The organism is Pedobacter sp. 10L46_2 (assembly GCF_056395165.1).
In genome coordinates this window covers 1-10,280 of record NZ_JBFTIZ010000206.1, presented here as the reverse complement: position 1 = coordinate 10,280, position 10,280 = coordinate 1, and the positions used below count along the sequence as shown (strand labels likewise).

9 protein-coding genes and 1 pseudogene are annotated in these 10,280 nt (G+C 37.9%); 6 read left to right on the top strand and 4 right to left on the bottom strand.

What is annotated here, in order from left to right; genetic code table 11:
• Positions 1–636: cellulase family glycosylhydrolase (locus tag AC1DDX_RS19020; protein ID WP_477622417.1), on the bottom strand; the 636-nt coding region annotated here is incomplete at its 3' end.
• A 133-nt stretch (positions 637–769) separates the two neighbouring features.
• Between AC1DDX_RS19020 and AC1DDX_RS19015 the strand changes: the two genes are divergently transcribed.
• The 4 genes from AC1DDX_RS19015 to AC1DDX_RS19000 all read left to right on the top strand — a co-directional run bounded on the left by AC1DDX_RS19015 (position 770) and on the right by AC1DDX_RS19000 (position 3,869).
• A complete protein-coding gene (locus tag AC1DDX_RS19015; protein ID WP_337716122.1) occupies positions 770–1,465 on the top strand; it encodes a DUF421 domain-containing protein in 696 nt (231 codons plus the stop codon).
• Positions 1,466–1,470: 5 nt separating this feature from the next.
• Positions 1,471–2,295, top strand: a complete 825-nt coding sequence (locus tag AC1DDX_RS19010) for an ion transporter (protein WP_337716124.1) — start codon at positions 1,471–1,473, stop codon at positions 2,293–2,295.
• Positions 2,296–2,570: 275 nt separating this feature from the next.
• Positions 2,571–3,188, top strand: coding sequence for a 3-keto-disaccharide hydrolase (locus tag AC1DDX_RS19005; RefSeq protein ID WP_337716126.1), 618 nt, complete (start codon positions 2,571–2,573; stop codon positions 3,186–3,188).
• Between the two features lie 114 nt (positions 3,189–3,302).
• Positions 3,303–3,869, top strand: a complete 567-nt coding sequence (locus tag AC1DDX_RS19000; protein ID WP_172662794.1) for an alpha/beta hydrolase — start codon at positions 3,303–3,305, stop codon at positions 3,867–3,869.
• 64 nt (positions 3,870–3,933) lie between these two features.
• Here AC1DDX_RS19000 and AC1DDX_RS18995 read toward each other — a convergent pair whose 3' ends face one another.
• Positions 3,934–5,325, bottom strand: a complete 1,392-nt coding sequence (locus AC1DDX_RS18995; RefSeq protein WP_048905642.1) for an arginine decarboxylase — start codon at positions 5,323–5,325, stop codon at positions 3,934–3,936.
• A gap of 103 nt (positions 5,326–5,428) precedes the next feature.
• Here AC1DDX_RS18995 and rocF point away from each other — a divergent pair, with 103 nt between their 5' ends.
• Together rocF and AC1DDX_RS18985 are read left to right on the top strand one after the other, a co-directional pair.
• On the top strand, positions 5,429–6,379 hold the full coding sequence (gene rocF, locus AC1DDX_RS18990) for an arginase (RefSeq protein WP_172662795.1): 951 nt from the start codon (positions 5,429–5,431) through the stop codon (positions 6,377–6,379).
• Between the two features lie 25 nt (positions 6,380–6,404).
• A pseudogene (locus AC1DDX_RS18985) lies at positions 6,405–8,072 on the top strand (arginine--tRNA ligase).
• 54 nt (positions 8,073–8,126) lie between these two features.
• Here AC1DDX_RS18985 and AC1DDX_RS18980 read toward each other — a convergent pair.
• Positions 8,127–9,896 (bottom strand): CotH kinase family protein, encoded by a 1,770-nt coding sequence (locus AC1DDX_RS18980; RefSeq protein WP_337716128.1) that lies wholly within the window; start codon positions 9,894–9,896, stop codon positions 8,127–8,129.
• A gap of 41 nt (positions 9,897–9,937) precedes the next feature.
• On the bottom strand, positions 9,938–10,280 hold a 343-nt coding region (locus AC1DDX_RS18975), incomplete at its 5' end, for an AI-2E family transporter (RefSeq protein ID WP_477622416.1).

Below are 10,280 nucleotides of genomic sequence, written 5' to 3'. Positions count from 1 at the left end.
ATCTTTGGCTGCGATATGAATGTCCTGATCCCAGTTAGGGCTACCTATCACAATAATGTTTTCTTTGTCATTTTTACGTATTTCAGCTATAACTTCTAATGCATAGTCCTTCACCACTTTCCACTCTACACGCTCAGGCTCATTCCATATTTCGTATATAATATTAGGAACCCCTGAATATTTTGCCGACATCTTTTTAAAAAAGGATTTTGCTTCGTTTATGTTCACATTGGCATGATGATCGTGCCAATCTATTAAAACATATATACCTTCTTTGATCGCCGCATCAACAACTGCTGTAATGAGTCTTTCTTGTCCATCAGGATCTTTCAAATACCCACTATCTGGTTCAACAGCCATAGCAACACGCAATAAGCTGATCTTGAAATCTTTCTTTAGCCAGGTTACAACTTCCGGGTTATAATATTTTCTTCCTCCCCATGCGCTCCACGATAAACTTATTCCTCTCAATTGAGGTGGTTTGTTGTGGCTATTCAAAATTTTACCATCTCGAACTTTTAAAGCGCCATGTAAATTCACTGCATTAGCGGACTGTGCCTTGCAAAATGTTACTGACCAAAATAAAAGCATCACTATTCCTGAAATTTTGATCGTACAATGTTTATTTGCTGCCATATAGGTATTTTATGAAGTCACAAGTTAGCCATTTACCGGGATCCTTTTGATAAAAAAATGGTTATGGAATGTTAACAGCAGTAAACTATTTGGTAGAGTTATTGCACTATGTAATTAAATCTAAATTTTCATTATGCTATTATCCATAGATTGGTCCGGATTCCTCATTGGCAAAGAGAACTGGGAGTTCATGATTGAAATATCCATCCGAACACTTGTGATGTATTTTATCATCCTTTTTGGTTTGAGATTATTGGGGAAACGTGGTGTACGACAGCTTTCAGTTTTTGAACTGGTAGTAATTATAAGTTTGGGCTCTGCTGCCGGTGATCCGATGTTTTACAAGGAGATTGGCTTATTAGTTCCGGTAATCATTTTTGCTGTAATTGTTGGTGCCTACAGACTGACCACCTATTTAATGGCAAAAAGTAAAAAACTCGATGACCTTATAGAAGGAAAGTGTGTTCACTTAATTAAAAATGGGGAGTTCTCAATTGAAGAATTCGGTAAGGAAGGACTTGCTTACGACGAGTTTTTTTCAGAATTAAGGCAGCAAAGCATTTCTCACTTGGGCCAAGTTGAGACAGCGATATTGGAAACCTCGGGCAATATTAGCATCTATTATTATCCGGACGAAGAGGTAAAGTATGGTCTACCAATACTACCTGTGTTATTTGAACTAAGTATGGTTAAGATCCAAAAGGCAGGAAAGTATGCCTGCTCATACTGCGGTAACGTAGAAGAACTTCCCGTGACTTCAATGCATAAATGTAAAAAATGCCAACGCAAACAATGGGTGAAAGCCATTAACAGCCGAAGGATAAAATAGGAGATATGGAACCGAAAGATAAAAAAGACTGGCGTTTCAGCCTCCATGAGATCATTTATGAATCCAATACGCGGGCAGGTAAAGCTTTTGACGTCGGATTGTTAATAGCAATTTTCACCAGTATCATAGTGGTTATGCTCGATAGCGTTGAACACATTCACCGACAGTATGGAACACTATTTAATCGCATAGAATGGGTATTTTGTGCCTTGTTTACCATTGAATACATTTTACGTCTTGTCAGTATCAGACGACCTGTTAAATACGTATTCAGCCTGTTGGGTATCATAGATTTGATCGCGCTTTTACCCTCGTATTTAAGTATTTTCTTTATTGGCGCCCAATCCTTATTGGTGTTCAGGGCCTTACGACTCCTGAGAGTATTCAGAATATTTAAGCTCGGGCATTTTTTAACAGAAATCAATTTTCTTACTCAGGCGCTCAAGGATAGCATTCGGAAAATCAGCATCTTTTTATTGACTGTACTTACCCTCACTATAATCCTGGGATCAATCATGTATCTTGTTGAAAAACGAGAAAACGGGTTTTCAAATATTCCTGAAAGCATCTATTGGGCGATAGTTACAATTACTACAGTAGGATATGGCGATATTTCACCTGTTACCCCAATGGGGAAATTCGTTGCTTCTATAGTCATGCTTACTGGTTACGCGATAATTGCAGTGCCTACAGGTATCATCACCCATGATCTGGCTCTGGCAGCACGAAAGAAAAAGCATAAATATGAATCATGCCCAAACTGCGGTAAAGAGGGGCATGATAGTGATGCACTATTCTGTAAGTATTGCGGCTCCTCTTTATATAAATAGCTTTGCTTATACCTGCGAATATGCGGTGAGAACCAGAAAGGTATAATGATTGTGGTTTTAGGTTAAACTAGTTTCAAACCTAAAGAGAACGCAGCAGCACTGATAATCAAATAGCAGTTTTATGGTATTTTGATGTAATTTCAATGGCTGCAGGCCTTCTTAATAAACCTTTATACTATATTAGGGCAAGACAGTTTATAAATTTTCATTTTATTTATCATTTCCAATCTATGCGTTCTGCGATCTCTTCTTCAATAATTTGTTTAACGCTCTTAATGAATTTGTTATACGGATGTCGATTATCCAACAAAAACATTTCAGGAAAACATTTTATGACTCTTTTTGATGGCAGAACTTTTAATGGCTGGGAAGGCGACACCATTAAAACCTGGCAGATTAAGGACGGTGTAATAACTGGCGGATCTTTATCTCAGGAAGTTCCCGAAAACGATTTCCTGGTAACTTCAAACATTTATAGCGATTTTAAATTACGTCTGAAATTTAAGTTAACGGGTAACCAGGGATTTGTAAATGCAGGCGTGCAATTCAGGAGTCAAAGATTAACTAATCCACCTAATGAAATGAAAGGTTATCAGGGTGATATCGGTGCTGGTTATTGGGCAAGCCTGTATGATGAATCCCGTAGAAATATAACCTTAGCTATGCCAGATTCTACACTGATTGCAAAAACCCTTAAACCAGACGACTGGAATGATTTTGAGATTCTTGCCGAAGGCAACCGGATCCGTATTTTTTTGAATGGCCATCAGACGATAGATTACAAAGAAACAGACCCTAATATTCCACAATCCGGTTATATAGGGCTGCAGATCCATGGTGGTGGTAAAGCGATTGTCTGTTATAAAGATATCCTGATTGAAAAGTTACGCTAAAGTAGTCTTGATGTATTGGAAGAAGGGACTTTATGCTTATCTTATTAATATGAAAAATCCAGACAAGATCAGGGAACGTATATTTAACCTAATCATTTACCTAAAAGAGAATCTATGAGCTATGAAATATTATTTATTCAGGGTGCCGGGAATGTATCAACATCGCAGGAGCAAGTAATTATAGATGCGCTGAGGAATAATCTTGGCGATAAATTTACAATTACATATCCACCAATGCCGGATACTGAACATCCTGCCTTCCTGGATTGGGAAGCAGTTTTAGAAACCAGTCTCAATAGTTTGTCAGGTAAGGTTATTCTCCTTGGTCATTCCTTAGGAGGCTCCATTATATTGAAATATTTTACCAGACAGCCTGTGCCAGACAAAGTAATAGGAATGATCCTATTTGGCGTTCCTTATTGGAAGGATCAGAATTGGGATGTCTCTGAATATGCAATAGAAGATGATCTGCTAAGTAAGCTCAGCACACTGGATAATATTTATTTTTATCACTCAGTAGACGATGAAGTGATCCCTAATCACCAATTTAAATCCTACCGAAAGTTAATTCCCAGAGGGCATTGGAGAGTATTGTCTGGTGTGGATCATTCCTATCATGGTGCAATCCCAGATATGATTAACGATATACAGGATTTGGCCGACGATACCAAAGAGAAATGATTAAGAAGCCTGCACAAATGAATGCGCAGGCCGAATACCAGTATTAAAACAATTAATTAATGACCTAGGTATAGCCCAGTATTTTAAGTACCTGTTTACTATTTTGCTCTTCTCCGAAAACTTCGAAGTTGAATGTTTCATCTCTGTTTCTACGTATAATAACATGTTTAGGACTAGGCAATAAACAGTGATGGATACCACCATAACCACTTAGCACTTCCTGGTAAGCTCCGGTATTAAAGAAACCCAGATATTGTACTTTACGTGTTTTAGGCATAAATACGCTATTCATGTGCGCTTCCTGGTTGTAGTAATCCTGTCCGTCGCAGGTAATCCCGCCTAAATTTACCCTTTCATATTCTGCATCCCAGTTGTTTACCGGAAGTAAAATATATTTCTGGTTCAATGCCCAAACATCAGGAAGATTTGTAATAAATGAACCATCAAGCATTAGCCACTTTTCTCTATCGTTTTGTTGTTTACGACCTAATACTTTGTACAAAATACCCGAAGCCTCTGCAACAGTGTACTTTCCAAATTCGGTAATAATATCTGGTTCAACAACATCATGCTCAGCACAAATCTCTTTAATCCTTTTTACGATCTCATTTACCATGTATTCGTAATCGAAATCGAATACCAATGAATCTTTAAATGGCATACCACCACCAATATCTAAAGTATCCAGTTCCGGATTAATCTTTTTGAACTTACAGTAAAGGGTAACGTATTTTTCTAATTCATTCCAATAATAAGGAGAATCGGTAATACCCGAATTGATAAAGAAGTGTAACAGTTTTACCCTGAAATTTGGATTAGCAGAGATTTTGTTGTTGTAAAACTCGATTACATCTTCTAGCCGAACGCCTAATCTTGAAGTATAGAATTGCGAATCGGGTTGTTCCTCAGCTGCAATCCGGATACCAAGATTACATGGCGTATCCAATTCAACCTCATCATCAAAAAGATTAAATTCTTCTTTATTATCTAAAACCGGGATGATGTTTTTATATCCATCATGCAACATATCGATAATATATTGCTTGTATTGATACGTTTTAAAACCGTTACATATTACGGTTATGTCTTTTGTTAAAGCGCCTTTTTTCTCTAATGCCTCAATCATTGGCATATCAAAAGCAGATGAAGTTTCTAAGTGAATGCCATTTTTAAGTGCCTCTTCTACAATGTGACGGAAGTGAGAACTTTTGGTGCAATAACAATACTTATAATCTCCGCGATAGTTGTTCTTGATGATAGCCGTCTGGAACAACAACTTGGCTTGCTGGATCTTTTTACTAATCAAAGGGAGGTAAGTAAAACGTAATGGCGTACCATAGGTTTCAATCATTTCCATTAGATTTAGATCTTGAAAATATAATTCGTCGTCTATAACGCTGAAACCTTCCTGAGGAAAACCAACACTTAGATCAAGAAATTCGGAGTAACTCTGCATTTTTTATATTTTTGAACTATTATTTATAGGGTTTGGCAAATTAAAATGAGTTAATTTTGTTGCCAAAGATAAACACTTTATAAAATACACCCGTATTTTTTTTATGACTAAGACTTTAAAAATTATTGAAGTAAAATCAGAGATCGGCGCCGGTACACGTGGAGCGAGTTTGGGAGTAGATGCAATCAAGATTGCCGCGCTGGACTTTGGCAGTCGTTTCTTTAAAAAACATAAAACTGTGGAGGTTCCAAATGAGAACCATTTACTGCTTGAAACCACCGGCAGTCCGTTTGCCAAGCGTATCTCTGGTATTTTGACTATGGTAGAGCGGGTAAGCGATGAGGTAAATGCCACACTAAATAAAAATGAGTTTCCAATAGTACTTGCCGGTGATCATAGCACAGCAGCAGGTACTATTGCGGGTATTAAAGCTGCTTTTCCAAAGTCTAAGTTAGGGGTAATTTGGATTGATGCACATGCTGATATCCATTCGCCATACACTACGCCGTCTGGAAACATGCACGGAATGCCACTTGCCATGGCCCTTGATGAAGACAATACGGAGTCGAAAGTTAACAAGCTCGATCAGGAAACTATTAATTACTGGTATCAGCTTAAGAATGTAGGCAATATTGCTCCAAAAATTAATTATCGTGACTTGGTATTGATTTCTGCAAGGGATATGGAGAAACCTGAGGAATACTTGCTTAAAAAAAATAAAGTCAAAATATTTACTACAGCCGAGTTAAGAAAAAGAGGAGTAGAGCGAACTGTTATTGAAACACTTAAGTATCTGGATCATTGCAACATGATCTATGTTTCCTTTGATGTAGATTCACTTGATCCTACGGCATCAAGAGGAACAGGAACTCCTGTTGCCCAGGGTTTAACAGAGCGTGAAGCTGGTAATTTAATGTCGAGGCTAATTACTAATCAAAAGGTTTGTTGCTTCGAGATTGTAGAGGTAAATCCGACATTGGATAAGGAAAATCAAATGGCAGAACATGCTTTTGAGATTTTAATTAAAGCCACCAATGCTTTTAGAAACGAATAAAAACGCTCCAAAATAAAATAAGAACATGAATATTGAACAACATATAGTAACTGCCACTATAGCAGCAGTAAAGCAATTATACGATCAGGACATTCCTGAAAACCAGATTAACCTGCAAGACACTAGAAGCGAGTTTGAAGGACAAATAACAATAGTGGTGTTCCCTGTAGTTAGGTTTTCTAAAAAATCACCTGAGGCAACGGCGAATGAACTAGGTGAATATCTAGTAGCTAACGTACAGGATGTTACGGCTTTTAATGTAATTAAAGGTTTCTTGAATTTAACCATTGCCGATTCCTACTGGTTAAACTTATTCAATAAGGAACTGCTAAGTCCTCAGTTCGGATCTATAAAACCTAATGGTCAAAAGGTAATGGTAGAATATTCTTCACCAAATACCAATAAACCATTACACCTAGGTCACGTAAGAAATAACCTGTTAGGTTACTCTGTAGCTGAGCTACTTAAAGCTGATGGTTATGAGGTAATTAAAGTAAACCTGGTGAACGATAGAGGTATCCACATCTGTAAATCTATGCTCGCCTGGCAAAGATGGGGGAACGGCGAAACTCCTGAAAGCTCTTTCCTAAAAGGAGATCACCTTGTGGGTAAATATTATGTGATTTTTGACAAGGAGTATAAGAAAGAAATTGATAGGTTAAAGACTGAAGGACAAACTGAAGAGGAAGCAAAAAAGAATTCCCCACTAATTATTGAGGCTCAAAAAATGCTTCAGGACTGGGAAGCTGGCGATTCAGAGGTTATTGATCTTTGGAAAAAGATGAATGGCTGGGTTTATGAAGGCTTTGACGTAACCTACAAGAATCTGGGAGTAGATTTTGATAAATACTATTACGAAAGTAATACTTATTTATTAGGCAAGGACACTGTTGATGAGGGACTTGAAAATGGTGTTGGCAAAGCTCAAATGAAGTATGATGATTTTAAAATGGATCAGTAAATTTATGTAGTTGGTAATGAACAGGACTATCATTTCAAGGTGTTGTTTTTAATACTTGAAAAATTAGGAAAATCATGGGCTAAAGGCTTACATCACTTATCGTATGGGATGGTCGATTTACCTAGTGGTAAAATGAAATCCAGAGAAGGAACTGTGGTCGACGCTGACGATCTGATTGCTGAAATGGTGGCTACAGCCAAGCAAAAGACTGAAGTATTGGGTAAAGTGAATAATTTTTCTGAGGAAGAAAAAGAAGCTTTATATAACCAAATAGGATTAGGCGCATTGAAGTATTTTCTTTTAAAGGTGGAGCCTAAAAAACGCTTGTTGTTTGATCCATCTGAATCTATTGATTTTCAAGGGAACACGGGGCCGTTTATTCAATACACTCATGCACGTATAAAATCGTTACTGAACAAGGGAGGTTATTCTACAGAAGTTAATGCTCCTGAAGTTGCGATTACTGCTACAGAATTGGAGATGATTATGTTATTATCTAAATACCCATCGGAAATCTCAGCAGCCGCAAAGGCTTATAGTCCGGCTACTTTAGCGAACTATCTTTATGAAGTTGCCAAGATGTTCAATAAGTTCTACCATGAAGTTCCGCCAATTGTAAAAGAGGAAGATAGCGCTGTTAAACAACACCGCCTGAATTTAAGTTCTGTTACTGCCAGCATTCTTAAAACAGGAATGAATATACTTGGCATAACCGTACCAGAAAGAATGTAAAGATTTGTTTTAACATAACACGCTCATTACTAAATCAGTATTGAGCGTGTTATGTTAAAAATTGGCTACAAAGCTGTCTATATAGCCCGCACGTTTGATCATCCAGGCTCTCATCTTCTGGTAGTCTGTGGTAAAGTCTCCACTGCCAGTTCCCCATTTGGCAAAATCTCGCTTCTTAGAAGCCTCAATGGTAGTTGCATATTTATTTAGATAGGTCATCAGTTCTGGCATTTTTACTGACTTAAAGGCAATCCATTTTTGCTTAAACAGTATTTTTACCTTCGGATCGCTTAGCAGTCGCTTAAAAAACACGGTGCCAACCGAAGAAGAGTTCCATAAAAGTGCATTATCGTATTTCTCAAAGTGTGTACCTGTGCCTTCAAATCCAAAGGCCCAGTCAAAGTCCCATAAAGGTCCGAAGCTGTACTTTCCACCTTTCGGTTTGTATATATAAAGGCTTTTTGGATGGTTGAGCTCTTCATTATCTGTCAAGTTACAGACGATAAACAAATTGACAAGTGAATTGATATCTAAGTAGTCGGTATAATTATTACCTGGAAATGTTGAAGAAGCGATTGCATTCTCCATGACTTGAAATTCATTTTTTAGCACTGAAACTCCGCTCTCTGAACTGAGCTCAGGATATTTGACCATTACCGGCAGGTTATAATTGGTTGATTTGAATTTCCATGGCTCATCATAATAGGTATCTAGCTCTAATAGGGTGCCACCATCTTCAATATTTACCCGGTTTTTTCCAACGGCTACCTGCTCTGTAAATGCATAACTTCCCATATACGTATTGTTTATGGTCAGCTCTACGGGAATAATATTATTGGTGTAAGGCATCTCTAGTAGCTGTCCCGTTTTCATTGCCACTGCATTGAACATCAAGGTCGGATCCAAGTAGTTTGCCAGAAGTACCCAATCTTTTTCTTCAGCCAAACCTAGCAATGCGGCTTTCTTATCCAGCTTTAAACGATATGGTTTTTTCGGAAATCCCCATGTAGAATTCCCCCGACCTTTTATTTTGGTGGTTCCTGAATAGTCCTCAAATCCACCAAGACCTTCAATTTTTATTGTTGCTTGCAAATAGTCCTCTTTGGATACAATCGGAGCATTACCAAAAGTTTCAATGTAAATATGGGGAACGGAGGCTTCCCAGTCTACTGTGATCAGGTATTCCGCGTTTGTACCGTACTTAGAGGTCAAGGTATATTTTACCGGCTGACTGAAGTCGACAATTGTTTTACCACTTTCCTGCTTTACGCCATCTATACTTACTAGAATAGCCTCAGTCGAAAATGTGGCGATTAGTTTCCTTTTTTGATACATTAAACTGGCACTAACCTTACTACTGACTATATTAAAGTTAACGTCACTGGAAAGATCTGGATTGTTTGCCTTTAAAAACGAAAAAGTCTTGAGTATAAGACCGATATCATCGACTTCCTTAATAGTCACCGAATAGGTCTTCTCAGAGCCATCTTCTGCGGTAACCAAGTATTTTACAGGTTTTGAGAAGTCCTGTACAGAAATATTTGACTGCTGTGCCTTCCCGTTTACGCTTACACTTTTTCCCGTGGTCGTAAATGTTGCCTTAAGGCTGCTTATATTCAAGCCCTTTGTAACACTAAGTACAATGCTGTTCTCGCTTATTTCACTGCCAATATCTATTTTAATGGCACCAGGGTTATAGATTACTTCAATTTTAAATGTCGTTATTTCCTTAGCGGCGCTAAGCGGAATATCCTTTTTTTTACAACCTGCTGCAATACCCAGCACAAGAAAAAGCAACACTACTTTTTTGGTTAAGTGGTTCATTTGTTTATCCCTATCAATAAAAATATTACACAATAATACTTTTATTTTTCTGTTCCTGCCTTAACCGTTATCGTTTTCTTTTTCCTGAAGCTGGCGAAACTCATCGGACTCTTGGCCGGACGTTCATCTCCCAATAATACACCCCATTGTTTAAACATCACAGTCCGGTCGAAAATGACCTTCAATACTGCAATAACCGGAAGAGAAAGAAACATCCCCGATACACCTGCAATGCTTCCACCAATGATTACACCTAAGATAGCAAACAAAGCATTTATCTTCACTTTTGACCCTACAATTCTAGGCATCAGTATATTGTTGTCCAAAAACTGAACTATTGCAATCACAATCAGTACAGTAAGCACCGGCCACAGTTCGGTAGAC

Excerpts from the sequence above, each read along its gene's own strand:
- AC1DDX_RS19010 (WP_337716124.1), top strand. The coding sequence starts at position 1,471 with ATGGAACCGAAAGATAAAAAAGACTGGCGTTTCAGCCTCCATGAGATC.
- rocF (WP_172662795.1), top strand. The coding sequence starts at position 5,429 with ATGACTAAGACTTTAAAAATTATTGAAGTAAAATCAGAGATCGGCGCC.
- AC1DDX_RS18995 (WP_048905642.1), bottom strand. The coding sequence starts at position 5,325 with ATGCAGAGTTACTCCGAATTTCTTGATCTAAGTGTTGGTTTTCCTCAG.
- AC1DDX_RS19015 (WP_337716122.1), top strand. The coding sequence starts at position 770 with ATGCTATTATCCATAGATTGGTCCGGATTCCTCATTGGCAAAGAGAAC.
- AC1DDX_RS18980 (WP_337716128.1), bottom strand. The coding sequence starts at position 9,896 with ATGAACCACTTAACCAAAAAAGTAGTGTTGCTTTTTCTTGTGCTGGGT.
- AC1DDX_RS19005 (WP_337716126.1), top strand. The coding sequence starts at position 2,571 with ATGAATTTGTTATACGGATGTCGATTATCCAACAAAAACATTTCAGGA.
- AC1DDX_RS19000 (WP_172662794.1), top strand. The coding sequence starts at position 3,303 with ATGAGCTATGAAATATTATTTATTCAGGGTGCCGGGAATGTATCAACA.